This is a genomic window from Cupriavidus sp. H39 (genome assembly GCF_050271075.1).
Taxonomy (GTDB): Bacteria; Pseudomonadota; Gammaproteobacteria; order Burkholderiales; family Burkholderiaceae; genus Cupriavidus; species Cupriavidus necator_B.
In genome coordinates, this window is record NZ_CP189845.1 from 96,618 (window position 1) to 121,856 (window position 25,239).

A 25,239-nucleotide genomic window follows, 5' to 3' on the forward strand; every position below is an offset into this window, starting at 1 on the left:
CTGCCGGAGTACACGAAAATGCAATTGAAGGATACCTCGCTACTATGCAGTCAAGCCTTCGTGGCCGGCCAATGGATTAGTGCAGACGATGGCACTACGTTTCAGGTAACGAATCCTGCAGACCACTCCGTCATTGCTACTGTTCCGAAGCTCGGAGCGGCTGAGACGAACAGAGCTATAGAATCGGCCCGTGTGGCCCAGATCGCTTGGCGGAGGACAACTGGGAAAGAACGCGCAAAGATCCTGCGTACCTGGCACGATCTGATGCTGGCAAACGCCGACGACCTCGCGCTTCTAATGACCAGTGAGCAAGGAAAGCCGTTGGCCGAAGCAAGGGGCGAAGTGGCATATGCTGCGTCTTTTCTAGAATGGTTTGCGGAAGAAGCTAAGCGTGTCTCCGGAGAAATTCTCGCCACCCCAGCAATGGACAAGCGGCTACTTGTCGTGAAGGAGCCGATAGGAGTTTGCGCGGCCATCACGCCTTGGAACTTCCCGCTAGCTATGATCACGCGGAAGGTGGGTCCAGCTCTCGCCGCAGGTTGTGCGATGGTCCTAAAGCCTGCGGAAGATACCCCCCTGTCCGCACTGGCGCTGGCTTTGCTTGCTAAGCGAGCAGGAGTACCCAATGGCATTTTTAGCGTCGTAACAGGCGATTCATCGAGTTCTATCGAAATCGGTGATGCACTAACTGCAAGCCCTATTGTCAGAAAACTCAGCTTTACGGGCTCGACCGAGGTTGGAAGGATTCTGATGCGGCAGTCTGCACCAAGCATCAAGAAGCTATCGCTGGAACTTGGGGGAAATGCACCTTTTATTGTGTTTGAAGATGCAGACCTGGACGCCGCGGTCGAAGGCGCTATTGCATCGAAATACCGTAATGCCGGCCAAACTTGCGTTTGTGCAAACAGACTTTACGTACATGATAAGGTGTACAACGCGTTCTCGGAGAAGCTAGTTGCCGCTGTGCAGGAGCTTAAAGTTGGGTTCGGTGTCGAAGTTGGTGTGTTGCAGGGCCCCTTGATTAATGAGGATGCGGTTGCTAAGGTGGAACAGCACATCGCAGATGCGGTGGAGAAAGGCGCTACCGTATTGTTGGGCGGTCAGAGGCACCGGTTAGGCGGGACATTCTTTCAGCCGACGGTATTGGCGGGAGTAACGCCAGAAATGCGGGTGGCGCGAGAAGAGACGTTCGGCCCATTGGCTCCTTTATTCCGCTTCCATTCTGACGCCGAAGTAATTGAAATGGCCAACGATACGGAATTTGGGCTGGCGTCTTACTTCTTCTCACGCGATATCGGCAGAATTTGGCGTGTGGCAGAAGCACTCGAATACGGCATGGTGGGTATCAACACCGGTCTGATATCTAACGAGGTGGCCCCCTTTGGCGGCGTCAAACAGTCCGGTCTCGGCAGAGAAGGCTCGAGCGCAGGAATTGAAGAATATCTCGAGACCAAATATCTCTGCATGGGCGGGCTGGACAGCTAAGACGCATTTCTCCCATTCACGCGTATATGACGCGCATAGGGCCTCCGGGCGGAAGCGCGTTCGTCGCACAAGGATAAAATCAGCATGCAACCATTTTCCGAACAGCCATCGCAGAGCGTGCGAAACGGTGGCCAAATTCTCATTGACCAACTTGTCACTCAAGGAACGAAGCGAGTCTTCTTGGTGCCCGGCGAGAGCTATCTACCGTGCATTGACGCCCTCTATGATCGTCAGGACAAAATCAAGCCAATCGTGTGCCGTCAGGAAAGCGGTGCCGGGTATATGGCCGAAGCCTATGGAAAGTTGACTGGCGAGCCCGGAGTTTGTTTCGTTACCCGTGGGCCTGGGGCAACCAACGCTAGCATCGCGGTCCATACTGCGTATCAGGACTCCACGCCGATGATTCTATTCGTCGGCCAAGTCGGCAACGATTTCTATGAACGTGAAGCATTCCAGGAAATCGACTACCGCCGCATGTTTGGACAGATGGCCAAATGGGTTGCTCAGATTGACAGGACGGACCGCATCCCCGAATTCATTGCGCGTGCCTTTTCGGTGGCGACTAGTGGCAGACCTGGGCCAGTCGTTCTGGCGCTTCCCGAAGACACTCTATGGGGCAAAGCAGCCGTTAGGGATGTACCTCGCTATCGCCGAGGGGACGCTGCTCCTACGCAAGCCGCTATAGAGGAACTCGGCGAGCTACTCGCTTCGGCCGAACGTCCATTTCTTCTTCTAGGTGGAAGCGGTTGGACGCCGAATGCCGCCCGTAGTATGGAAGCATTCTCGGAACGCTTTGCACTGCCCGTGGGTGTCGCATGGAGGAGGCTGGAGTGCTTCGACAATACCCATCCAAACTATGCGGGCCATGTGGGCTGGGGTATGCCGGATTCGCTCCGCCGCCGTATCCAGAAAAGCGACTTGTTGATCGCGGTTGGTACTCGAATGGGCGAGGCGACCACGGAAGGGTATTCTATTATCGAAAGCCCTCTGCCAAAGCAAAAGCTGGTCCACGTTTATCCGGACGCCAATGAACTTGGCAAGGTGTTCTATCCAGCGTTGCCGGTCGTTGCTGATGTGCGGTCCTTTGCGACTGCGGTAGACGGCCTCGTACCTCTGCGCCCGCATAAGGGTGGAAATGCGGGTCACGAAGCGCATCGTGCATATCTTGGTGAGCAGGAGCCAAAGGCGGCCCCGGGCTCCCTGAATCTCAACGAAGTGGCGTGTTACGTTCGCGATAACGTGCCTGATGATGCATGCCTCACGGTAGGTGCAGGAAATTACGCGCTTTATCCTCACACCTATCATCGCTTCAAAGGCGTGGGCACCAGTTTAGCTCCAACCGTCGGCTCCATGGGTTATGGACTTCCTGCGGCGATTTCGGCGAAGTTGGAAAACCCGAAACGGACAGTTATTTGCTTCGCAGGTGACGGATGCTTCCAGATGAATCTGCAAGAGCTCGGTGTAGCGATGCAATATAGGGCTGGGATCGTGGTAATCGTCTTCAACAACGGCATTTGGGGGACAATTCGTGCGCACCAAGAGCGTGAGTTTCCTGGACGTACAATCGCCCTTGGTTTTGAAAACCCAGAGTTTGCAGATTTGGCGCGCGCTTATCGCGGCCACGGCGAGGTTGTCGACCGCACAGAAGATTTCGGTCCAGCTTTCAAGCGTGCACTAGAGTTCGCGGACACCAATCAACTTCCCGCACTCATCGAACTGCGTTATGACCCGGACGGCATCGCGCCAGGATTAACACTCTCCCAGATTCGGGCGGAAGCTGTTGCGCGACAAAGCTCTGGCACCACAATCCGATGAGCTAGAAGAGATCCACGTGATTGGCGCGCGCCTCTGCCAATAGGCGCGGTCCGCTGAAATGACAGTATGAGTTGGAGCGAGATTATGCTCCGCCCTGCAATATAGGCAACTCACATACGTCCCCGCGCAACTTCTACGGCGCCCGGTCTAGTGAGATTCGCTTGCTCAAGCGCTCGGTGCCAGAAAAATCAGGATAGAACCATGAAGGACATGCAAGACCTCGCGTATTGGAAGGAGCTCGCCAGCCGCGTACCGCTCCGGACGAAGGCTTACATTGATGGCGAATGGACCGATTCGGTTGACGGCCATACCTTTGATACAGTCAATCCCGCCACCGGAAGAACTATTGCGGCAATTGCGGCATGCGGGGTAGTGGAGGTGGATCGTGCGGTGGCAGCGGCCCGCCGAGCTTTTCAAGAAGGGGTATGGGCGCATGCGCCTCGAAGCGTTCGCAAGGCCACGCTGTTGCGTTTGGCAGCTCTCATCGAAGCCCATCAGGAGGAGCTTGCTGTCCTTGAGACGCTGGATATGGGTAAGCCGATCTCTGAAACCATGGGTTACGATATTCCAGAGACGGCAAGAACCTATGCGTGGTATGCGGAAGCAATCGACAAAATCTATGATGAGATTGCCCCGACGGGACCAAACGTACTCGCCACGATCACCCGTGAACCGGTGGGCGTCGTTGGAGCAGTAGTACCTTGGAACTATCCACTTCTAATGGCCAGCTGGAAGCTTGCGCCAGCGCTCGCGGCAGGAAACAGCGTCGTGCTCAAGCCTGCTGAGCAATCCCCCTTAACAGCCTTGCGACTTGCGGAGCTTGCGGAAGAGGCTGGCATTCCAAAGGGGGTTTTCAATGTTGTCCCGGGACTTGGTGCAGCTGCAGGACAGGCTCTGGGGCTTCATCCCGATGTCGACTGTATCGCCTTCACAGGCTCGACCGCTACTGGAAAGCGCTTTCTGCAGTATGCCGGAGAGTCCAATCTAAAGCGTGTGTGGCTAGAGTGTGGCGGGAAATCGCCGCATATCATATTTGACGACTGCCCGGACGTGGACCGTGCGGCGCAAGCGGCAGCCACAGGAATTTTTAGCAACCAGGGCGAAATTTGCATCGCAGGCTCCCGTTTGTACATTCAGTCCAGCATATATGACCGGTTCATGGATCGGCTAGAGGCCATCGCTATGGCTATGCAACCTGGGGATCCTCTCGATCCGCGATCCCCAATGGGCGCAATCGTAGACGCTGCCCAGATGGATCGAGTACTTTCTTATGTGCGAGCGGGCAAGGAAGAGGGAGCCCGCTTGCGATTGGGGGGAGACCGTGTTTTGGCTGACAGTGGTGGCTACTACCTACAACCAACGATTTTTGAATGCCAAAGCCAGAACCTATCTATTATCCGTGAGGAAATTTTTGGTCCGGTCCTCACTGTCACACGCTTTGACACAGAAGCCGAGGCGATCCGGATGGCCAATGACTCTCCTTATGGGCTAGGCGCAGGACTTTGGACTGCCAATGTATCACGTTCCCATCGAGTCTCCCGAATGCTAAAGGCTGGTCTCGTGTGGGTGAACTGCTACATGGACGGGGATGTCACGGTTCCGTTCGGTGGCGTCAAGCAGTCTGGATCCGGTAGAGATAAATCATTGCACGCTATCGATAAATACACTGACCTGAAAACGACATGGATTAACCTCATCTAGTAATAAAAATCGATATGATTCCGTAAATATTATCAGTAATCTATGAAAACTCCGTTTCACCCCGGTGTGTCAGGCCGGCAGGAATTGCCGACGGACTCGATCGCACCGATGCGTCAATCAGCTACGATTTTCTCACCGGGGGAAAATGTAGATTCCATCGCGTACGGTCTGCTCCTTTCTACCCAGGATGCAGAATCTCGTACCATCGCGATTCTTGGGTACAACTAGTCCCGAGGTGGATTTTGGCTTCGGCGGATGGCCTCGTCCGCTGGGGTACCTTTGACTTCAAAGCTCTCATTTATGGTTATCGAGGCGGGCAGGCTTTCCAGGCAAATACGAGGTTAGCCGTTCGTCCAGCGTATACCGGTCAAGGTGTTCGGAGAATTCCCGAATGAACAGAGATTCGGCCATACTTCGATGGCCCGTCTTGTTCCACAAAAAATGCAGCTCCACAGTGCATACGCCGTCCTCCGGGGGAAGCCGCCAAAGGCGGCCTGCGCCAACGTCTTCCTTGACACTGTGCTCTGGCAGGCAGCCGATTCCAAATCCTGCAATCAACAGTCGCTTAACCTCGTCGTGATGCGATGATGTTGCAACGATGTTGCCCGAGAATCCTTGCTCGTCGCGGAAAATGGCCAATGGAGACAAGCTGTCTCCAAATACGTCGCTGCTGAATGATACAAAATTTTCACCTAGCAGGTCCTCCACCTGACAGTCGCGACGTCCATAAAGGTGGTGATTTGCCCCACAAAATATTGCGTACCGTTGCTGTAGAAAGATTTTACTGTCCAGAGCCGCCGGTTTTTGGCGACATAGGCCGATGCCAGCGGTACCGCCCCGGCGCTGCAGAATGCTAACAATTTCGCTGCTAGGACGTACATCAAGGTTGACTTCGATTCGGGGGTATCGTCGGTGGAACTGCGACCAGAACTCGTCGTAAACCGCGGAGTGAATTCTGCTCGCCGTGAGCACGTGTATACGGCCTATAGCTTCTTCCTTGGCTTGCATAACATCGCTGACCAATTCGGCTACGTTTCCATATATCGTTTCTGCAGCACGCCGCACTTCCTCGCCGGCAAGTGTTATCGCGAAACGCGAGTGGTGACGCTCAATGAGCCGCTTATCGAGATGGGCCTCCAATCGCCGAAGTGCCTGACTCACTGCCGATTGAGTGACATTAAGTTTTATCGCCGCCGCGCTTATGCTCTTCTCTTGCGAGATGACCAAGAAAGTTCGTAACAGGTTCCAATCCAGTCGGCCGCTGACTCGTTCGGCAGCAGCATCATCATGACTCTTTTCCAACATAGGCGAGGATCTTTTAAGTTAGGTCGTGCGGCGTTCAAACTTCAAGGCCACGCATTCGGTTGATCGTGTTGATGACATTAGTTTAACTTAAGTTGTGCATTAGAAAACATAAGTTGACCGAATGTCTACGTGGAACGATAAATACAACTTCAAAAGATTCCATAGTGGAGACGCATGAGCATTCCAGAACACACGGAGGCAACCCGGCAGCCCGTCCGTGCGGCCTTAGCCGCGTTTATTGGCACCACTATCGAGTGGTACGACTTCTATATCTATGCCACAGCCGCTGCGCTGGTCTTCGGAAAGATTTTTTTCCCCACGGCCGACCCCTTTGTCAGCACAATGGCGTCCTTCGGCACATTCGCCGTTGGCTTCCTTGCACGTCCGTTAGGCGGGGTAGTGTTTGGACACCTCGGAGATCGCGTAGGCAGGAAGAAAGCGCTCATGGCTACGTTGGTTATCATGGGCGTGGCCACTGTTGGCATTGGCCTACTGCCAGACTATAGGCAAGCCGGCATCATAGCGCCTATGTTGTTGCTCATCTTGCGCCTTGCGCAGGGACTAGCCGTTGGAGGCGAGTGGGGTGGAGCAGTGCTACTGGCAGGAGAACATGCATCACGCAAGCGTAGAACATTCGGGGCTTCTTTCGCACAGCTCGGAAGTCCGGCGGGACTGATTCTCTCGCTCCTGGCTTTCCGCGCACTTACCACTCTTGATGAGACGGACCTGCTTTCGTGGGGGTGGCGTATTCCATTCTTGCTTAGCGCGGTGCTTCTATTCGTGGGCTATTTCATTCGAATCGGTGTAAGCGAGTCCCCCGATTTTGAAAGAGCTATGGAGCAGCATAAGAACGCAGAAGTTCCTGTCAAGGAGGTTCTGCGCACATCATGGCGGACAGTCCTTTTAGCTATGGGAGTTTGTACCGTAGCCATTGGTGGAATCTATTTCACGAACACGTTCATGTTGTCGTACACAACGCAGACATTAGGACTGCATCGAGCACACGTCCTTGATTGTCTGTTCTTTGTGGCAATCATCCAATTTTTTGTTCAACCTGTTGCGGCTTGGTTTGCCGACAGTCTCGGAAATGTTCGTGTCCTTGTAGTTGCCGCCGGATGCTCGGTTCTTGCTCCCTATCCGATGTTCATACTCGTGACCGGAGGCTCCACTCTGGGAATTGTTGGTGGCTTGTCAATTGCTCTCGTTTTCATGGCGACCATTTACTCTGCGATGGCCGGCTTTATTAGTTCAGCATTTGAAACGCATATTAGATACTCGGGGATATCGCTTTCATACCAATTTTGTGGCGCTATTGCGGGTGGTATGACACCTTTGATCGGAACCTGGCTAACTCACCAGTATCCAGATCAGTGGTTGCCTCTTGCGATGTTCTATTCTGTACTATCAGCGATTACCATGTTTTCAATTATCGGGCTAGCTGCGCACAAGGAAAAAAAATCGAGAAGCCCACTCTGGAATCCCCAATCTGGCGTTCTATAACATTAATTTTTATTTTATTAATTATGACAAACACTACGCAATCTACGCCTTTGACGGCCGCGCAAGTCCAGCGCATCATGAAGTCGGTGGATGATCATTTCGACGCTCAACTAAAGTTCACGCAGGATCTGATTCGCTATCCGTCTCTCCGAGGCCAAGAGCACACTGCACAAGATTTCCTGTACGAAGCTATGCGAAAACGGGGATTTTCTATGGACCGTTGGCGCATAGATGAGGCAGATATTTGCTCGCATCCAGGATTTGGTCCTGTCACAGTCTCCTATGAGAATGCCTTCAATGTCGTCGGAACATATCGACCCGGCGAACAAAAGGGACGCTCGCTCATTCTGAATGGGCACATCGACGTGGTGCCGACAGGTCCTGAGAAGATGTGGAGTCGCTCCCCTTGGGATCCCGCTATCGTAGAGGGTTGGCTCTACGGTCGCGGCGCTGCTGACATGAAAGCTGGACTAGTGGCAAATCTCTTTGCCTACGATGCATTGCGGGCTATTGGCTATGCGCCAGCGGCTCCCATCTATTTCCAGTCCGTGGTGGAAGAGGAATGTACGGGAAATGGTGCGTTGGCGGCTCTGCTGCGTGGATACAAAGCGGACGCGGTTATCATCCCGGAACCCGAAGAGAATATGCTTGTACGGGCCAACGTCGGCGTTCTCTGGTTCAAAGTCCGTGTACAAGGGCATCCCACGCACACCCGGGAGATGGCGAACGGCTTTAATGCAATTGATGCGGCTTATGCGACGATTGAGGCGCTCCGTGGTATCGAGGCGAAATGGAATAGCCAGCATCATTGCCACCGCCATTTCGAAGATTTGGATCATCCAATCAACTTCAACATCGGTAAAATCGAAGGTGGAGACTGGCCTTCAACTGTACCGCCATGGTGCGAGTTTGATGTTCGAGCTGCAATTTACCCCGGAACAACTGCGGACGAGGCGAGAGCAGAAATCGAAGCGTGCCTGCGTAATGCGGTATCTGATCCGCGGCTCGGCGGCAGCGAACCGGAGGTGACATTCACCGGATTTTATGCGGAAGGGTATGTTTTGGAGGAAGGATCGGATGCCGAGAATACTCTGCGGGATTGTCATCGTCATGCATTCGAGAATGAATTGCAGAGCTTCACGACGCCCGGTTATTTAGATGCTCGGGTCTTCGTCATTTATGGTGAGATGCCGACTCTGGTTTATGGGCCGAAGTCATTGGATATCCACGGATTTGATGAGCGCGTCCACATCGAGTCGTTGCGGATGATTACCAAGTCTATCGCCTTGTTTATTGCACAGTGGTGCGGGATTACAGAGGATAGCTGATTTTTCGTTACCCGAACTGCTTTTTAGCGTGATGCGGTGTGTGTCAAGGTAGTTGTCGCGTCCGCCGTTATGCTGCTTTCCGGTGCTCCCTAGCCTCCTGCTCAGCTCGTTCGGGGTTCAAGAAGACCACTGGATCCAGTTTCCAATTCCGGATCCCTCGCGACCAGCGCTGCGGATGTCGGGCGCGGGCTGCCTGATACAGCATCGTGCGTCGCGCCAGTAGGGGCGGCGCTTCACCGCGGTGCCGCTGGTTCGGCGTGACGTACTTTAGGCCACTGTGGCGGTGCTCCTCGTTGTACCAACGCACGAACCGATGGACCCAATCGCGCGCCTGCTGCAGCGTATCGAATGGCCGATCCGGCCACAGCGGGCAGTACTTGGCTGTGCGGAACAGCGCTTCCGCGTAAGCGTTGTCATTGCTCACACGCGGACGACTGTATGAGGGCTGCACGCCCAGGTAACCCATCATCGCCAGCATCGTCCCTCCTTTCATGACGCTGCCGTTGTCCGAATGCAGCACCAGCGGCCGGCCGGCGGTCTTCTCGCGCAAACAGCCCAGCGACAGCAGTTCGCTGGCATGGTTGGCCGATTCGCTCTCGTGCACCTCGTTGACTACCAGCTTGCGGCTGTAGATGTCCTGCATCATGTACCAGTAAAAGAAGCGACCTTTCACCGTCGTGGGCATCCACGTGATATCCCAGCACCACACCTGGTTGGGTCCGTCGGCTCGGTGGGTGGTCAACGGACGCGACTTGGCTTCGTGGCCGCGTCCGCGCCGGCGCGCCTGGCCGGCGGCCTTGAGCACGCGGTAGAAGGTCGACTCCGAGGCCAGGTAACGGCCTTCGTCGGCCAGCCTGGGTACGATCTGGTGCGGCGTCAGGCCCTCGCAGCCGGGCTCGTTGGCCGCGGCCAGCACGGCCTCACGCTCGGCCTCGCTGAGCTTGTTGGCCGGCACCGGACGCTGCGCGCCCGGTCGTCCATCCTCAGGCGTATGGCGCCAGCGCTGCAAGGTGCGCTCGTTCAGACCTAATTCCTCGCACGCGAGGGCCTGGCGCGCGCCGCTCTTTACCGCTTCATCGATCAACGCAATGGCCTCGCGGCGATCCGAGACGTTGATCAATCCTCCTCGTCCCTTCCCCAGATCGCCTCGGCTTTTTTTCTTAGCACCAGCAGCGCTGCGGTTTCCGCCAGCGCGGCGTCCTTGCGCTTCAGCTCACGCTCCAAGTCACGGATTCGCTTCTTCGCGGTTGCTTCCTCGCGCAGCTGTGTGTCTGCCTTGGGCGGCGTCTTCGCATTCGCCTGCTCACAGGCAGCACGCCACTGCCGGATCTGTTCTGGCTGAATGCCCTTCCTGCGGCAGTATTCGGACAGCTCCGCTTCACTCAGGGGCGCCGTCTCCAGCACCACCCGGAACTTGTCCGCGCTGGACCACTTATCGCTCTGTTTGCCGTTGCCTGGCACAACTCGTCCTTGCTCTCGCGCCTCGTTGCGCCAGGTGCGCAGGCTCACCGTCGTGACACCCGTCTCCCTGGCCAACTCCACAACCGATCGGTTCACGGGCGGCATCATCTGCTCAACCACCCATTCCTTGTACTCCGCCGGATAGCGTTTCATTCTCCAACCGCTTCCGCCCTCCATTGTCCTTCATCGAAAGGCGGCGGGGCGACATCTATCCTGACATGGAGGGGATGGCATAAAAAGACGCTTCTACGACTAATTGTGCTGAGCGACTGGCACGCGACCGTCCTCTCTTGGTGGACTCGCAGCATGGTTTGCGTTCGTATTGCGATATGTTCGAAGGTCTCTTCTTTCGAACATGTCGCAGCGTAAAGTTCGAGGGCTCCGGCTTGGGAGCGCGGTGTCCCCGTCGAGCCTTGCAGGCACTCGCGTTTGCCGAATGGGGCAGCCCGGCTGCGAACGCCTCGCAGACCTCCGTTGGCTTACCAAAAACCGCGTTGCTGCTGCTCGATCACGCACTGAAGGGAGTTTTGCTCGTAACCGCATTGCGGGAGGCAAACTGCGACGCAGCGACCACGGCGTGGCCAGCTCTCACGGTAGTCTGGCATCTAAATTGACATTGCTTCCTCCGTGCGAACAACTATTCAGGATTGTCCGGCGCCCCCAAAGGGGACTGTCGAAACCTGAGTTGATGCCATGTCTCCAGAGATTCGCGAGGCTGCTCCGTTGTTCGCGGCCTCCCACAAACGTTAGCTCCCGCCTTTGGAAGATTGCACAAGGCATTAAGGTTGGCAGTGTCTATGGCGCCCGGCAGCAATGTTGATGCAGGGGAACTTCAAAAAAGTTCAGAAATTTGTATTGCTGCCAGTGAGATGCTGAGAGCAGAACGAAAAGTTCTGATGGAGAACGCAATGGCCCATGTGCGTATGATGATAATCCTCAGCAATGTGGCAGCGCTGAGGCTGACGTACGGAGAGGCAATCTTGCTGCAGGTAGAAGGGGCGCTTCTACTGCACCTCCGCGAAATAGGTACTGACCTCGACTTGAGGGTTGTTTCCTCTGGACAGAGAATCGAGGGGCGGCTAACTGTAGCCACGATGGCATGTCGAACACGTGCCTCAGTTCAACAGGAGCATCAAGACCTTGAAGAGGCGCTGGCGTGGCTATGTCTGAAGCTGGCATGCCAGAGGGGGGGTTGCATCGCTGGCCGAACTGAACGCCGTGATAGTGGACGAAGATGACGTGGGTAGCATGTTAGCTGCTGATCAGTTCGACGCCCCGTTCGCCTCGCCACGGGCACAGCTGGATGTGTGCGTCGCGGAGCACGTTTTCCAGGCAATTGGCAATGACGCACTGTTCTTTCATTTTCAGCCGGTTTTTGACAGTTCGGACATGCGGAGAATCCCCTATCTCGAATGCTTAACACGTGTCCGAGTTGGCGACGACGGGCACATCGCGATGGCTGGAGATTTTATTCCGACGCTAGAACAGGCAGGTCTGATGCGCCCGTTGGACCGCTATAACGTGAAGAGGGCAGTGGAAATCCTCAAGATGGAGCCGACGGTTTCACTCGGCGTCAATATTTCTGCGCAAAGCACGACGGAAGACATCTGGTGGGGGTCGACGATGCTCGAGTTACAGGCTCGGCCTGATATCGCGGAGCGTCTTGTGGTGGAAATTACAGAGACGGCACCCGTAATACAAAAGAGTAGCCGGTCTTTTTCCAAACGTATGCAAGCGCTGGGATGTCGAATCGCAATTGACGACTTTGGTGTTGGTCATAGCATAGAGACAGCAATTGAGATCAATGCACCGGATCTGATAAAAATAGACAAAAAATATATCGCATCAGCAAGAAGTAAAAAAAGCGAAGTATCTCAGCTCCTAGGCATGGTAAATCTCGCAAAAGGTATTGGTAAGGATGTCGTCATTGAAGGCGTGGAGAACCCGGGCGACCTGGAGGTTGCTCGGAGGGTGGGTGTGAACTGGGTGCAGGGTTATTACTTATCGGAGCCATCCATGAGGGTGATGCACTCAAGGCTTCCGATGAGAGATTAATCAAGTTAACTCTGCGCAATATGCACTTTACCATCGGGGGAATACGTGTCGTTTTATGTAGGGTGCAATACATATGACGAATGAAAGCGAGGCGGTTTTGAATTCTGTTAGCCCCGTGCCGCGGTAAGTCGCTCGCCATACAGAATAGCAAACTGATTCATCGCGGACTTCCAGTCATAGGTCGTTCGACCCGACTTGGCGAGCACATGCGCAGCGTCAGCCACAGCAGTTTGACAGCGGCTTCATCCGAGGGGAAGTGCCCTCGGGTTTTGATGGTCTTGCGCAGCTGCATTCAGGCTTTCGATGGCATTCGTGGTGTAGATCACCCGCCGGATCTCGGGCGGGAACACGAAGAACGGCGTGACGTGCTCCCAGGCGCCTCGTCACGATTGCGCGATCATCGGCAGCTTTTCGCCCCACGGGCCGTCGGCGAAGTCCTGCAGCGCTTGTCCTTCGGTCTGCTCGACCCACAAGCTCAGCACATCGCGTTGACCGTCTGCCTGGATTCCCAATGCCAGATACACGGCCTTATTGCTGACCACGCCGTCAGTGCGGATCTTGACCCGCAACGCGTCGAAGAACACGACCGGGTACATGGCTTCGAGCGGGCGGCTCTGCCACGCGATTGCATCGGCCATGACTTCATCGGTGACCGAGCTGATGAAGTCCGGGGAGACTTCGGTTCCGTAGCTCTCGCCCAGGAATGCCTGAATCTCGCGCACGCTCATGCCGCGCGCATACATGGCAATAATGCGCTCGTCGAATCCGGTAAGACGCCGTTCATGCTTGGGTATCAAGACCGGCTCAAAGCTGCCACCGCGGTCGCGTGGCAATTCGACCCGCACCGGGCCGCGGTCGGTGATCACAGTCTTGCCGGTGAGGCCGTTGCGTGCATTGGATTGCTCGGCCGGCTTGGGATCGACAGGCTTATAGCCTAGGTGCATGCTCATCTCGGCGCCCATCACCCGCTCGATGATAGCCTTGTTGAAGGCCAGCATCAGATCCTGGACCTCGCTGGGCGTCATCGGTCCTTTAACCAGTTCGTCGAGCAAGCCGGCCGGCAAAGCCGGCAGCGGCCCGCGGGCCGCTGCCTGAGACGCGACTGTACGTTTCTTCATCGGCATATCCATGGTCATTACCTCTCATGATATGCCTCGTACACAAAATTCCGGATAGGTCCGGCGAAGCCCTTTACGTCAGCTTCTGTTCCATGCACCGATGCGGCTACACCATCGGGCCGCAACGCTTGACAACTCCTATTTGACTCAGCCCCTAACTGATCTGTACTCGCAAAACCGACTATCGATGCGATGGACCTGATCGCTGCCCAGACGCGGATGGTCTCCGTACTGCTCTAAAACCTTACGTGCGACACATTCCCCCCACTGCATTGTACAACTTAGTTTGCTGGTTCTTGCCAATCTGGGGGGGAAGTCAGAATTGCTCAGAATTAGGTTTTTTTAATTTGATAAATTGCATACAAGCCACGTCAACATACTTGAATTCCTGCGCAATACCCGACGAGACCGCGAGGTCGTTGTCTGCTAGAACCTGAATTGGTAACTCCATCCTGGCCGAATAGATGGGATGGCAGTCTTGGACTGTATCGGAGCTTCTAAAAAACTGGAAAGGCAGGATATACAGCTGCAACGGATTTCGTCCGGGTACAGGCTAGTTGCTCAGACGCGAGAAGTGCGTATACAAAGGACTCATCAACTTGAAAAGCCAGCTGACGAACTCGCATCGTCCCAATCCGTCCGCTGCAGAGCAATTCCATTCACTGGCAGCATAAGTCAGTGGTGCCATCGGGCGTCTTCTCGTCCTCGCTCCCTTACCGCGACAGAGCCATTCACGCCTATCCGCGAGGATGAACTGCGCCGGCAGCTTGTCGCCTGCCCGCGTTAGGGCCGCGCCAAGCGCCTGACTTGAAACCGCTCCGGATAGCCGGATAGCGGCTTCAGACTCAGGATCATCTTCCGGCCAATAAGGGACTTTATGAGTCACATTGGGCTGATGGCTCACTACGCCAAGCTGGCGATAGATATCTGAGCAGCCCTACATCGATAGGAGAAGTCATGAAAGCGTCATTCAAGCTCGCCGCAGCGATGGCAATCGTGTCCGCCAGTGTTGGCGCACACGCGGCCGGCCAGATCTCAGGCACCGTCGATGCTCAGCTCGTTCTGACGTCGAGCTGCGTCGTCAATAACGGTAGTGGCCCGGTCACGTCGGGAAACTTCGGTAGGCTGGATTTTGGCACTCAACCCGCTACTTTCACCGGTGTGCTGACGGCACAGGCCGGCGGTGGTAGCCCCGCGCAGAACTCGACGATCACCTGCGACACAGGTGTGTCCTCGGTCAACGTGACGGTCGATGGCGGTCAGCATGCAGGCCAGGGGGCTACCGTCGGTGTCGGCTCGCGTGCGTTGACCAACGGCAACAACGTCTTCGTGCCATATGAGGTCTTTTCAGATTCGGCGCGCACCAACGTCTATACCGCGGGCACACCCGTGACGGTGGCCGTGAATCAAGGCACGGCCACGCCGCTGCCGATCTATGGCCGGATCAACAAGACGTCTCCGGCCGCATTGACCGCGGGAACTTACACCGACACGCTGGCTGTTACGGTTGCTTGGTGAACGTCAAATGAGCAGCGCGGTTGGGCCGCATCGTATCCATCGAGGGGGAAGCGGCACCGGCGGTCACTCTGCCAGGTGCCGTGAGGCGACCGATCATGTTCAGTCGTATCGTAACGGTAGTCGCTTTTGCCATTGCCGTGCTGACATCTGCTGGCAGGGCGGAGACGCAGTTGCCAACCCAAAAGCAGTTTACCGTCACCGCGCGGATCGTGGCTGGCTGCGGCGTTGTGGGCTCCAATCAGACATCCGGCGTCCATTTCGGAACGCTGGACTTCGGGGTGCATCCTGCGACTGCCACTGGACCCGTCAATGCAACGGCGCAATCCAACGGCTCAGTTGTACAGATCCAGTGCTCGCCGGGAACGTCGCTTGGGGTGACCGTGGATGGCGGGTTGCATCCCGGTGCAGGGGGGCAACGCAACCTGCAGGTCATGTCCGGCAGTGCTCTCATTCCGTACCAGCTCTACTCGGATGCTGCCCATGCGCAGCCCATTCCAGTCGGGCAGACGGTTTATCAGACAGTATCGGGGACCGTTAGCTTGCCGGTGTACGGGGCGCTCACGTTGCCGGGCGCGGGCACCGCACCCTCCGGGACCTATACGGACACTGTGCAAGTGACATTGAGCTACTGATGCAGACCGGTAGAGAGAGAAATGTAATGAGAAATTCTTCGATGGCAACCGCTCTTCGGGTGCTGGCGTTCAGGGTCCACCGTGCCGCGATTGCAGTGGCGCCGATGGCTCTTGCGGGCCAGGCAAGTGCCGCGTCGGCCCTCATGATCTGGCCAATTGATCCTGTGATCGAGCACGATCAACCGGCTGTGGCGCTTTGGGTGGAGAACCGCGACAAGACCCCCCTCACTTTGCAGGTCCGCGTCGTTGGCTGGACGCAGCGTGACGGGCAGGACGTTTACGACGCCGCTCAGAACGACATTGCCGGAAGCCCACCAATGGCGACGGTTGCGCCTGGCAAGCGGCAACTGATAAGACTGATCAAGCAGGTCGCCGTCGGGCCCGGCAAGGAGAATGCCTATCGTGTCTTCGTCGACGAGATTCCCCGGCCCGATACCGACACGGAGTCCAGCCAGAAGGATGGACTTGGCCCGTCGCTGGGGATCAAGTTCCAGATGCACTATTCCATCCCACTGTTCGTATCGGGCACCGACATTTGGACCAAGGTGGACGCTGAGAAGCGGCGGAATGCGCAAAGCGCGGCGCTACCGGTGCTGCATTGGCGTATCCAGGAGGAAGGGGGAAAGCGCTGGATCTTCATCCGCAATAGCGGCGCCGTACACGCAAAGCTGACACAGATGGCAGTCGTGACGGGGGAACGCAAGACGGCGTTGCCCGAAGGACTGTTTGGCTATGTGTTGCCGGGGTCGATCATGCGTTGGGAGGTTCCGAAGTCGGTGTCGCTGCAAGGGGTCAGGCAGATTGTGGCAAGCGTAAACGGGAAGGAAAGCGTCAGCATTGCGTCGGAGTAGGCGGGCTTGTTAACGGGTGTCTCGAGAGCGGCATGCATCGCATGCGGTGAGAAATAACAGAATGGGAAAATCCGTAAGCAACTCTACCTGTTTGCCGCCAGTCCGGCCAATTGTCTGGGCAGTGGCGCTGATCCTGTCGACGGCCGTGCGCATCAGCTACGCAGAACAAGGCACCAAGCCTGATCGTGACGCTTATCCGTTCGGCGGAGCGGAGGCGCCCGGGCAGCGGCTCTATCTGGAACTGGTAGTCAACGGCCTTCCGACGGGAAAAGTGGTTCCGGTTCGCTTCATCGACGGGCATTACATGGTCCAGGCACGGGATGCGCGGGCTGTTTCGATCGCCACCAATGCCCGCGATGACGAATACGTCGCGCTCGATGCCATCGACGGCGTCATGGTCCAGTACGAAAGCGCTGTCCAGCGACTGCATATCCGGTTGCCCCCCGATTGGCTCCCAGACCAGGTCCTTGGCACGGGGCGTCCCGTCAGCAGGATGCCGGCGGCGGTGAGCCTGGGGATGTTGTTCAACTATGACATCTATACCAGTTCACCAGTGGGAGGGCGAACCTACACCTCAGCCTGGACAGAGCAGCGCATCTTTGACACGTGGGGCAGTATCTCGAACTCGGGGATATACCGGCGCAGCTACGGGGCCGACAATGCACCGGGTGCAAACCGCTACGTCCGGTACGACACCTCGTGGGTGTACTCCGAGCACGATCGACTGTTGACCTATACGGCGGGCGACCTCATTACCGGAGCCCTACCTTGGACCAGCGCCGTGCGCATGGGCGGTCTGTCGATCGAGCGGGGCTTCAAGGCGCGCCCGGATATCGTCACCTATCCCTTGCCGCAGTTCAGTGGGCAGGCCGCGGTGCCCACGGCGGTGGACCTGTTCATCAACGGCAGCAAGGCCGGAACGGAGCAGGCGAATCCTGGCCCCTTTACGCTGAACAATGTGCCGTCCATTAACGGCGCCGGCGAGGCTACCGTTGTCACCACTGACGCCTTGGGGCGGCAGGTTTCGGTATCGGTGCCGTTCTACGTAGCCACATCGTTGCTAAAAAGGGGCCTGTTCACCTATTCGGTATCGGCGGGCGCACTACGCCGCGCGTATGGGCTGAGCTCTTTCTCATATGGGAAATTTGGGGTCTCGGCGACCGGTCGTTACGGTCTGAACGATAGGGTGACGCTTGAGGGGCAAGTGCAGGGTGGCCAGCGTTTTGGGGTCGGGGGTGCAGGTATCAGTACGCAGATCGGAAATCTTGGAATCGTGAGTCTCGCGGCCTCCAAGAGCTACCTTGAGGGGCTGGCGGGGCAGCAGTATGCGGCCGGCTACAGCTATACATCGAGGTATTTCAGCGTAGCCTTGCGCCACCAGCAACGCAGCGAAGGTTTTCGGGATCTGGCCGATTACGACATGCCGAAGCAGGTTCGCTCGTCCCGGGTAGTTAACCAGGCTACTGCGGCCGTCAATCTGGGCCCAGGCGGGGGGACTCTGGGCACCGGCTTCTTCGACGTGCGCGGAGCCGATGGTACTCGCACACGGGTGGCCAATTTTTCGTACATGCGGGGGGTATTCGGCTCGGCGAACCTTTACGCATCGTTGAATAAAGTCATCGGTCAAAAGGGACTGATGGCGCAGCTACAACTGATCGTGCCGCTAGAGGGCAAGGTCGGCACGATTAGTGCCGGGCTTTCCAGGGACGATAACGGAGAGTTCTCCCAACGCCTGCAGTACAGCCGCGCCGTTCCGAGCGATGGTGGAGTCGGGGTCGACCTCGGCTATTCTGCCGGGGCCCCCAACTATCAGCAGGCGAGTGCGACGTGGAGAACCCCTGTGATGCAGGTCCAAGCGGGCGTCTATGGACAGGGCAACGCGGCCCAGCCGTACACGCGCTCGCTGGACGTACAGGGTTCGCTCGTGGCAATGGGCGGAGGCATCATGGCCGCGAACCGGATCGACGATGCGTTTGCCGTCGTGGACACGCAAGGTTATGCGGACGTCCCAGTTCGGTACGAGAACCAGCTGATTGGCAAGACCAATGGCGGCGGTCGGCTGCTGGTGCCGTGGGCACCCTCGTACTACGCCGGCAAGTACGAGATCGACCCGCTGAATCTGCCCGCCAATGTCATCACACATGAAGTGGAAAGGACTGTGGCAGTCCGCGCCAGGAGCGGGGCACTGATTTCCTTTCCCGTCAAGGAGGTGATCGCGGCCGATATTGCGCTCGTCGATCAACAGGCAAGGCCACTACCGATGGGAGCGCAGGTCGAGCATGTCGAGTCCGGCCGGCGGGGCTTGATCGGTGTCGATGGCGCAACGTATTTCGAGAATCTTGTGCGCCGCAATCATCTGAACGTCGTGACGCCGGATGGTGCGAAATGCAGTGCGGAATTCACCATGGAGGTGAGCGGAGATAAGGCGATACGGAAAATCGGCCCGTTGGTGTGTGAATCGCCCTCGGCGTGATTTGCGCTGCAGGTTTGATACCGGTCCAACGTCGCTGCTGCGACCTTGCTCCCATGTTGTGGCGCGAACGGACCGGCGCGCCGAAGGGGCGCGGATTAACCGTGCGCGCACGACGGGTTGAGTGGCGTAAGTGCCGTCGTGCGAGGCGGTGAGTTATGAGAAAGCGGACCGGCGCTCCAAGCGGAGCCATTCCGGACCGCATCGTTACCGACGCCGGGTATAAGGCCGGCGCCTTATCACCAGCAGGCGAGGAGAGCATGAGAAACATATTCGAGAGGGCTGCCAGAGCTGCCGGCTTTGTGCTGGTACTGTTGGTATTGCTGACGGAAGCTGGTCATGCCGCCTGTTCAGTGACGGGGGCGGTGCCGGCCACATTCGGCTCGGTAACGTCTTTCGTGGTGCGCAACGCTTCGCAAAGTACATCAACGACCAACGCGGGGCTGAGCTGTGGGGGGGCGTTGCTTTCCGTGCTCGGCAGCGGCGACCACGTGTATGCCACGATCCAATCGGCTAACGCCACAAAGCTTGTCGCTTCCAATGGCGACACCATACCGTATGCAATATTTGCCGATAGCGGATATACGGTACGGCTGAATGCGGGACAACAGTACGATTTCGCGAGCGGGCAAGGCCTGAACATTCTCGGGCTGCTGGGCGGGCCTGGGGGATACCTGCCGTTGTATTTCCGGACCATTACCGGGAGCAATGTGGCTGCCGGCGTTTATACAGACACCCTGACCATCAACTGGCAGTGGAACTATTGCAGCGGGATTGGTCTTCTCGGTCTATGTCTCGGACGTGACGTGGGCTCGGGCACATCAACTGTGACATTGACGCTGACGGTTACCAACGATTGTGTCGTGACAGCGCCGAATATCGATTTTGGATCGGCGCCGTTGGTTGGCGCATTCCAGGCAATCAACAGTAACATTTCGCTGGTTTGTACCAAAGGCATGAGCTACACGGTCGGCATAGGCCCAGGGATGAACGTGGCATCGGACGGGCGACGGCAAATGGCCAGCGGTAGCTACCGGCTGCAGTATGACCTGTTCAATTCTGGCAACCCGGCTGCCTGGGATGCTACGGCGAATCGTGTCGCCAGCTCGGGGCTGTCCGATGGGCTGACGGCTCAGTCGCTTCCCTATACCGCGAAGATCTACGCGGACCAGGCGACGCCGCCCGTCGGCGCTTATACCGATAGCGTCATCATCGATATCCGATATTGACGATGCGAGTGGTCGTCCAGATGACGATGTGAGATGTTGGCGGTTGCCAGGCGTTCGCCCGTCGCTTCGAGCGGATGACTTGATCAACAGAGCAGCGCGATTCGACTGCGCGGAGGAGACGGCGAATGGCCGGTTCGGCGATCCGACGACTTTGGCATTGTAAATCGGAGGGATGGGGATATTGCGTACTTGGCACTCACAGCGCGACGGGAATCCCGGCAGAGATACTGCATGCCATAAAGGGCATCCCGGTGCGAGATCGCTACTCGAACGTGATGGTGGCGCGGCTGGCGTTCACGGTAGCGCAGATCCGCCGTACGGCACCAGCCGACATCTATACCAAAAACCAGAGCCGCCGCCTTTACTTTTGGTACGAGCCCTGGAGCAGCCACCGTTGAGCAAGCTGGGGCCTGTCAGCGTTTTTGTGTTCAGAGCAGTTGAAGGCTCACCGTCAACTTAGCCGGTGAGCCAGCATTATCTCAGCGATGCGGGTGGGTGAAGCGTTCCTCATAGAGAATCGCAAACTGGTTCATGGCAGCCTTCCAGTCATGCGTTGAACTGCCCCACTTGCAGGTGATGTTGCGCAGGGCCAGCCATAGCAGTTTGGTTGCAGCCTCGTCGCTAGGGAAGTGCCCGCGCGTCTTGATGATCTTGCGCAGTTGCGCATTGATGCTCTCAATGGCGTTGGTCGTGTAGATGATCTTGCGGATTGCCGGTGGGAACGTAAAGAACGGGATCACCTGGTCCCAGGCGCGACGCCAGGCCGCGGCGATCGGCGGGTACTTCTGAGCCCATTCGCTCTGCTCGAAGACCGCCAGTTCGGCCAGCGCCGACTCAACAGTGGGCGCGGTGTACACGGGCTTGAGCGCTGCCGCGACGGTGCGGCTCTCTTTCCAACCGGCGTAGTTCACGCTGTTTCGGATCAGGTGCACGATGCAAGTCTGCAGCGTCGTGTCCGGGAACACCGCGTTCAAAGCCTGTTCCATGCCCTTGAGGCCATCCGTGACCGCGATCAGGATGTCCTGCGTGCCACGGGTCTTCAGGTCGTTGAACACCTTCATCCAGAACTTGGCGCCTTCGGTGCTCTCGATCCACAGGCCCAGGATGTCGCGCGTGCCGTCGGGCAGCACACCCAAGGCCAGATAGACGGCCTTGTTGCGCACCACGCCGTCCTCGTGCATCTTGACCCGCAGCGCGTCGAAGAAGACCACCGGGTACATCGCCTCCAGCGGGCGGGCTTGCCAGGTGGTGACCTCGTCCATGACCGCATCGGTGACCGAACTGATGAACTCGGGCGAGACCTCGGTGCCGTACTGTTCGGCCAGAAACGCCTGGATCTCGCGCACAGTCATGCCGCGGGCGTACATGGCGATGATCTTGTCGTCGAACCCGGTAAAGCGCCGCTCGTGCTTGGGAATCAGAATCGGATCGAAGCTGCCGTCGCGGTCGCGCGGGATGTCCACTCGCAACGGACCATCCTCTGTCAAGACCGTCTTAGCGCTCTTGCCATTGCGTTGATTGGCCGTGCCGGCTGGGCGTTCAGCGCCAGCCGGGTAGCCCAGATGATGGCCGAGCTCGGCGCCCAAGGCCCGCTCGATGAGGGCCTTCTTGAACGCCATTGAGGCATCCTGAACGGCCTCGGCAGTCATTGGGCCCTTTACGAAATGGGCGATCAGATCCTCGGGAATGGTTGGCAGCTCACGATCGGCGGCCTGGCTCGTCTTGTTTGTACGTGGCATGACATGCTCCTTGGCGACATGTTATGCCCTAAACACAAAAATTCTGACAGGCCCGCAAGCTGGCCAAAGGCCATCGCGCAGCACGGCCAGCCTGACACGGTGACCATCGACGGCAGCCCATCCAGCCTGGCGGCCCTGCACGACGTAAACGCCCAACGAGAAACTCCCATCACCATCCGGCAGGTCAAGTACCTGAACAACATTGTCGAGCAGGACCCATCGAGCCATCAACGCCTGACCCGACCGATGCTTGGATTCAAGAACTTTCGCTGCGCGCGCATCCTGTTGGGCGGTATCGAGATCATGCACATGATTGCCAAGGGCCAGATGCAGTGTCACGAAGGGAGCAATCCGTCCTCAGAGCAATTCTATTCACTGGCAGCATAAATCAGTGCTGCCCTCGGGCCTCTTCTCGTCCTCGCTCCCTAACCGCGACAGAGCCCGTTATGCCATAGTTTGCCTCATGCAATATCCATTCGCGCGACTGAAAGTCGCTCTGAATCTAATGTAGGCTTCGTACTACGTTAAAGAATAGAGAGTAGTCCTCGAAACAATGGGTGAGGCCATGGGCAATGTTCGGTGCTAGCGCTTTCTGCGGAAAATGTGCTCCGGCCGGCTTGCATTCGTACTGTCGGTACGGCTCGAAGAAATGATAGATATTTGCTATTCCAGAAATCATCACTTCCAACAACGCATCGCGTTTTTCGGAGGGGATAGGTGGTGGTCGCAGCTGCGGATCGAAATCGTTTTCGTAATGCAGGATCATGATCGGCATCATCGAGCCACAGTGATCCTCATCATGGATAAGGTGATCCCAGCTTCCTGGGCGCATTTGAACGCCACGCACGAACCCGTGTGCCCAGTCGTTGCCGGGCGCGACACCATCATCTCGCTCGATCAAGATCGGCATATATGCGTTCTGCTCCGTCAGAGTACAGTGCAGTTCCGCTGCGATCGCATTCCAGTGACGCCTCAAAAGGCTAGGGATGTCTGAGAACTGGTCATCCACGTGGAGGGAAGTTTCCGCGCCGAATACCTCAAGCATATACTCGCTCGGCAGCACTATGTCGGGCCCGCAAATCAATGCTGTAAAGTAGCCATCGAGCATTTCGATATTCATCGATCCGATGGTGTCGAGAGCAGCGGCAAGATGAGCGAGCTCGTCAAAGACGAGTGGTTGGCTGGATATCGAGTGCATCAAAACAGGCTCTTGCTTGCGTGCCATCACTGAATGCGATTGCGAATGGATTGGATATGCCTCGGGCCGAAGGTGTTGGTATACCAGACCAACGATGTCAGCGTGACGCCGAAGGACTCATAGACGGAATCTTCAAGACGATTGAAGCCGTAGGCGCGGACAGACCACGGTCGACTTTCAAATCCCGGTTGCAACACAGAGCTCTGGCAGTCGCACGCTCGGCTCTTCGAGGTGCGCCTCATCTGATTGTGTATGCCCCAATGTCAGGCACTTCGCTGCAAACTTCAATACCATGAAAAAAACAGCCAGACGTGAGGGAGCGTCTGGCTGCAAAGGGATAGTCGTACGAATTGCACGTACCTAATGAGCCTATGACGCTCCCCAATAATCTAACCGATTTGCCACGGACGAATTCTCAAGAATTCTGAACACCGTGCGCCATTTCATCCGCCCGCGCCGCGAGGCTCAAGTCTGTTCGCTAGTAACCGTCCAGTGGGGGAAAAAGTTCTAGCTGAAATCCCCGTTGTAGATTACGCGCAAGGTGAGCCGATATGCGGCCCCACGCTTGTGTCTTTGACCGCTTCGAGTCCGTCAGGATTAGCCACAAGTGCGCGGCGTGGCTTCGATCGTGATGTGATGCCGTCTTCGGTGAAGCCTTTTGATTTTTCTGTAGACGCCGAGCGCGTCTATTTCATTTGTGTGGACGCACAGCGGCCGCGCATCGCCGCCCACAGTTCACCGACTTCGAGTTCACGTTCAACCAGACAGGGTTGCGTTAGCGGGTTTTGTCGCAATAAGCCTCCGGTAGAATGAGCCGGTATCGAATTCAGGCAATGTCCAGCGGCGTGCGGTTGATGCGGTTCACCACGGGTGGCTTTGTCGCAATAAGCCTCCGGTAGACAATCAGGCCAGCGAAGTCACGTACACGATGTGCATCATTTCTACCAGCGAGCGCCAGAAAGAGGCACTGGCCGATCTGGAGCGCCTGCTGGAAGAGGCCAGCTATCCGGTCAGCGATTTGTCGGTCGAACCGTTTGGTGAAGACCACGTGGAGATTGAAGCCATGCTGATGTCGACTGCGGTGAACGCAAGCGAGTTGGATCGCATCGTTAGCGCGCTGCAATCGCAGCCGCACATTGCCCAGGTGTACTGGAACCCGAGCACGACGGAGTAACAACGGGTCGCGTGATCGCCCTGCCCGCGTTCAAAGCTCCTGCGTGACAGCCAGCGCGAAGATCTTCGCCCAGCGCTTGGCCTCTTGGCGATTCCGCATCGGGATTGGCCATTCCGCCGGCGTCTGATGGTTCAGGCGCAACGCCAGCGACCACGCACCCTCACGTTCGATTGCATCAGCGCCTGCAATGTCGGCAAAGATGAAGCGTGCGTCTTGGTCATGCAGGCGCACAGACCCGCGCTTCTGTTCCGCATCGGATCGCGCCATAAATGAGCAGGCCAACCAGCGCGAGCGCGGCAACGATAAACGGCATAATGGGATTCCTTGAATAAGATGGCTCGTCGGGGGAGTCTGTGGGTAGATTGAGGCGATTTACGAGGGGCAGAGGAAGCGATAGAGGGCTTTGTCGCAATAAGCCTCCGGTAGAATGAGCCGGTATCGAATTCAGGCAATGTGAGTGGTGGTGATGAACTCGGAGATTGCGAAGGTATTGAAGCGCTTGCACTATCCGCTGGAGGTGATGCTGACCTGCGTGCGCTGGTATGTCGCCTATCCGCCGAGCCCGCGTCATCTCGAGCAGATGATGGCCGAACGAGGCATCTCGGTTGACCATTCGACCGTGCACCAATGGGCGCTCAAGTTGGTGCCGGCGCTAAACAC

Annotated in this window: 17 protein-coding genes and 4 pseudogenes; 15 read left to right on the plus strand and 6 right to left on the minus strand. The window is 56.9% G+C overall.

Features of this window, described 5'->3' with window-relative positions; genetic code table 11:
• Positions 1-18: 18 nt before the first annotated feature.
• The 3 genes from ACOCMH_RS00370 to ACOCMH_RS00380 all read left to right on the plus strand — a co-directional run bounded on the left by ACOCMH_RS00370 (position 19) and on the right by ACOCMH_RS00380 (position 5,001).
• The gene (locus tag ACOCMH_RS00370; RefSeq protein WP_427306035.1) at positions 19-1,485 is read left to right on the plus strand and encodes an NAD-dependent succinate-semialdehyde dehydrogenase; all 1,467 of its coding nucleotides are present in this window, start codon (positions 19-21) and stop codon (positions 1,483-1,485) included.
• Positions 1,486-1,569: 84 nt separating this feature from the next.
• Positions 1,570-3,300 (plus strand): thiamine pyrophosphate-binding protein, encoded by a 1,731-nt coding sequence (locus ACOCMH_RS00375; protein WP_427306037.1) that lies wholly within the window; start codon positions 1,570-1,572, stop codon positions 3,298-3,300.
• Positions 3,301-3,501: 201 nt separating this feature from the next.
• Positions 3,502-5,001: an aldehyde dehydrogenase gene (locus ACOCMH_RS00380; protein ID WP_427306038.1), complete on the plus strand. Its 1,500-nt coding sequence runs from the start codon at positions 3,502-3,504 to the stop codon at positions 4,999-5,001.
• A 294-nt stretch (positions 5,002-5,295) separates the two neighbouring features.
• On the opposite strand, the gene ACOCMH_RS00385 is transcribed toward ACOCMH_RS00380, so the two are convergent.
• Positions 5,296-6,306: a LysR family transcriptional regulator gene (locus ACOCMH_RS00385; RefSeq protein WP_427306040.1), complete on the minus strand. Its 1,011-nt coding sequence runs from the start codon at positions 6,304-6,306 to the stop codon at positions 5,296-5,298.
• 174 nt (positions 6,307-6,480) lie between these two features.
• Between ACOCMH_RS00385 and ACOCMH_RS00390 the strand changes: the two genes are divergently transcribed.
• Positions 6,481-7,806, plus strand: a complete 1,326-nt coding sequence (locus tag ACOCMH_RS00390) for an MFS transporter (RefSeq protein WP_427306041.1) — start codon at positions 6,481-6,483, stop codon at positions 7,804-7,806.
• 23 nt (positions 7,807-7,829) lie between these two features.
• On the plus strand, positions 7,830-9,134 hold the full coding sequence (locus tag ACOCMH_RS00395; RefSeq protein ID WP_427306042.1) for an ArgE/DapE family deacylase: 1,305 nt from the start codon (positions 7,830-7,832) through the stop codon (positions 9,132-9,134).
• A 67-nt stretch (positions 9,135-9,201) separates the two neighbouring features.
• On the opposite strand, the gene ACOCMH_RS00400 is transcribed toward ACOCMH_RS00395, so the two are convergent.
• Positions 9,202-10,748 (minus strand): IS3 family transposase gene (locus ACOCMH_RS00400; RefSeq protein WP_427306043.1). Its coding sequence is split into 2 segments (ribosomal slippage): positions 9,202-10,265 and positions 10,265-10,748, totalling 1,548 coding nucleotides; the frame shifts between segments, so codons are not numbered across the junction.
• 1,095 nt (positions 10,749-11,843) lie between these two features.
• Here ACOCMH_RS00400 and ACOCMH_RS00405 point away from each other — a divergent pair.
• The gene (locus tag ACOCMH_RS00405) at positions 11,844-12,650 is read left to right on the plus strand and encodes an EAL domain-containing protein (RefSeq protein ID WP_427306044.1); all 807 of its coding nucleotides are present in this window, start codon (positions 11,844-11,846) and stop codon (positions 12,648-12,650) included.
• A 107-nt stretch (positions 12,651-12,757) separates the two neighbouring features.
• Here ACOCMH_RS00405 and ACOCMH_RS00410 read toward each other — a convergent pair.
• Positions 12,758-13,774, minus strand: a pseudogene (locus tag ACOCMH_RS00410) (IS256 family transposase).
• 951 nt (positions 13,775-14,725) lie between these two features.
• Here ACOCMH_RS00410 and ACOCMH_RS00415 point away from each other — a divergent pair.
• From ACOCMH_RS00415 to ACOCMH_RS00440, 6 genes are all read left to right on the plus strand, one after another.
• The gene (locus ACOCMH_RS00415) at positions 14,726-15,286 is read left to right on the plus strand and encodes a Csu type fimbrial protein (protein WP_427306045.1); all 561 of its coding nucleotides are present in this window, start codon (positions 14,726-14,728) and stop codon (positions 15,284-15,286) included.
• A gap of 95 nt (positions 15,287-15,381) precedes the next feature.
• Positions 15,382-15,918 (plus strand): Csu type fimbrial protein, encoded by a 537-nt coding sequence (locus tag ACOCMH_RS00420; RefSeq protein ID WP_427306046.1) that lies wholly within the window; start codon positions 15,382-15,384, stop codon positions 15,916-15,918.
• 41 nt (positions 15,919-15,959) lie between these two features.
• On the plus strand, positions 15,960-16,769 hold the full coding sequence (locus ACOCMH_RS00425) for a fimbrial biogenesis chaperone (protein WP_427306047.1): 810 nt from the start codon (positions 15,960-15,962) through the stop codon (positions 16,767-16,769).
• Positions 16,770-16,830: 61 nt separating this feature from the next.
• The gene (locus tag ACOCMH_RS00430; protein WP_427306049.1) at positions 16,831-19,242 is read left to right on the plus strand and encodes a fimbria/pilus outer membrane usher protein; all 2,412 of its coding nucleotides are present in this window, start codon (positions 16,831-16,833) and stop codon (positions 19,240-19,242) included.
• A 257-nt stretch (positions 19,243-19,499) separates the two neighbouring features.
• Complete coding sequence (locus ACOCMH_RS00435) at positions 19,500-20,468, plus strand: Csu type fimbrial protein (RefSeq protein WP_427306051.1); 969 nt, start codon at positions 19,500-19,502, stop codon at positions 20,466-20,468.
• Positions 20,469-20,593: 125 nt separating this feature from the next.
• Positions 20,594-20,866: a hypothetical protein gene (locus ACOCMH_RS00440; RefSeq protein ID WP_427306052.1), complete on the plus strand. Its 273-nt coding sequence runs from the start codon at positions 20,594-20,596 to the stop codon at positions 20,864-20,866.
• A gap of 81 nt (positions 20,867-20,947) precedes the next feature.
• Here ACOCMH_RS00440 and ACOCMH_RS00445 read toward each other — a convergent pair whose 3' ends face one another.
• On the minus strand, positions 20,948-22,207 hold the full coding sequence (locus ACOCMH_RS00445; protein ID WP_427306053.1) for an IS256 family transposase: 1,260 nt from the start codon (positions 22,205-22,207) through the stop codon (positions 20,948-20,950).
• A gap of 66 nt (positions 22,208-22,273) precedes the next feature.
• Between ACOCMH_RS00445 and ACOCMH_RS00450 the strand changes: the two are divergent.
• A pseudogene (locus tag ACOCMH_RS00450) lies at positions 22,274-22,594 on the plus strand (DDE-type integrase/transposase/recombinase); the annotation flags it as partial.
• A 115-nt stretch (positions 22,595-22,709) separates the two neighbouring features.
• Here the strand turns inward: ACOCMH_RS00450 and ACOCMH_RS00455 are convergent.
• The gene (locus ACOCMH_RS00455) at positions 22,710-23,432 is read right to left on the minus strand and encodes a UPF0149 family protein (RefSeq protein ID WP_427306054.1); all 723 of its coding nucleotides are present in this window, start codon (positions 23,430-23,432) and stop codon (positions 22,710-22,712) included.
• Between the two features lie 856 nt (positions 23,433-24,288).
• Here ACOCMH_RS00455 and ACOCMH_RS00460 point away from each other — a divergent pair.
• Positions 24,289-24,579 (plus strand): annotated as a pseudogene (locus ACOCMH_RS00460) (MgtC/SapB family protein); the annotation flags it as partial.
• Positions 24,580-24,609: 30 nt separating this feature from the next.
• Here the strand turns inward: ACOCMH_RS00460 and ACOCMH_RS00465 are convergent.
• Positions 24,610-24,846 (minus strand): hypothetical protein, encoded by a 237-nt coding sequence (locus ACOCMH_RS00465; protein ID WP_427306055.1) that lies wholly within the window; start codon positions 24,844-24,846, stop codon positions 24,610-24,612.
• A 199-nt stretch (positions 24,847-25,045) separates the two neighbouring features.
• Here ACOCMH_RS00465 and ACOCMH_RS00470 point away from each other — a divergent pair.
• Positions 25,046-25,239 (plus strand): annotated as a pseudogene (locus tag ACOCMH_RS00470) (IS6 family transposase); the annotation flags it as partial.

What these genes read in the sequence shown, in the direction of transcription:
- ACOCMH_RS00420 (WP_427306046.1), top strand. Translation starts at nt 15,382, where the DNA reads ATGTTCAGTCGTATCGTAACGGTAGTCGCTTTTGCCATTGCCGTGCTG.
- ACOCMH_RS00380 (WP_427306038.1), top strand. Translation starts at nt 3,502, where the DNA reads ATGAAGGACATGCAAGACCTCGCGTATTGGAAGGAGCTCGCCAGCCGC.
- ACOCMH_RS00440 (WP_427306052.1), top strand. Translation starts at nt 20,594, where the DNA reads ATGGCCGGTTCGGCGATCCGACGACTTTGGCATTGTAAATCGGAGGGA.
- ACOCMH_RS00455 (WP_427306054.1), bottom strand. Translation starts at nt 23,432, where the DNA reads ATGGCACGCAAGCAAGAGCCTGTTTTGATGCACTCGATATCCAGCCAA.
- ACOCMH_RS00385 (WP_427306040.1), bottom strand. Translation starts at nt 6,306, where the DNA reads ATGTTGGAAAAGAGTCATGATGATGCTGCTGCCGAACGAGTCAGCGGC.
- ACOCMH_RS00430 (WP_427306049.1), top strand. Translation starts at nt 16,831, where the DNA reads ATGGGAAAATCCGTAAGCAACTCTACCTGTTTGCCGCCAGTCCGGCCA.
- ACOCMH_RS00465 (WP_427306055.1), bottom strand. Translation starts at nt 24,846, where the DNA reads ATGGCGCGATCCGATGCGGAACAGAAGCGCGGGTCTGTGCGCCTGCAT.
- ACOCMH_RS00415 (WP_427306045.1), top strand. Translation starts at nt 14,726, where the DNA reads ATGAAAGCGTCATTCAAGCTCGCCGCAGCGATGGCAATCGTGTCCGCC.
- ACOCMH_RS00395 (WP_427306042.1), top strand. Translation starts at nt 7,830, where the DNA reads ATGACAAACACTACGCAATCTACGCCTTTGACGGCCGCGCAAGTCCAG.
- ACOCMH_RS00425 (WP_427306047.1), top strand. Translation starts at nt 15,960, where the DNA reads ATGGCAACCGCTCTTCGGGTGCTGGCGTTCAGGGTCCACCGTGCCGCG.
- ACOCMH_RS00405 (WP_427306044.1), top strand. Translation starts at nt 11,844, where the DNA reads ATGTTAGCTGCTGATCAGTTCGACGCCCCGTTCGCCTCGCCACGGGCA.
- ACOCMH_RS00370 (WP_427306035.1), top strand. Translation starts at nt 19, where the DNA reads ATGCAATTGAAGGATACCTCGCTACTATGCAGTCAAGCCTTCGTGGCC.
- ACOCMH_RS00435 (WP_427306051.1), top strand. Translation starts at nt 19,500, where the DNA reads ATGAGAAACATATTCGAGAGGGCTGCCAGAGCTGCCGGCTTTGTGCTG.
- ACOCMH_RS00445 (WP_427306053.1), bottom strand. Translation starts at nt 22,207, where the DNA reads ATGCCACGTACAAACAAGACGAGCCAGGCCGCCGATCGTGAGCTGCCA.
- ACOCMH_RS00375 (WP_427306037.1), top strand. Translation starts at nt 1,570, where the DNA reads ATGCAACCATTTTCCGAACAGCCATCGCAGAGCGTGCGAAACGGTGGC.
- ACOCMH_RS00390 (WP_427306041.1), top strand. Translation starts at nt 6,481, where the DNA reads ATGAGCATTCCAGAACACACGGAGGCAACCCGGCAGCCCGTCCGTGCG.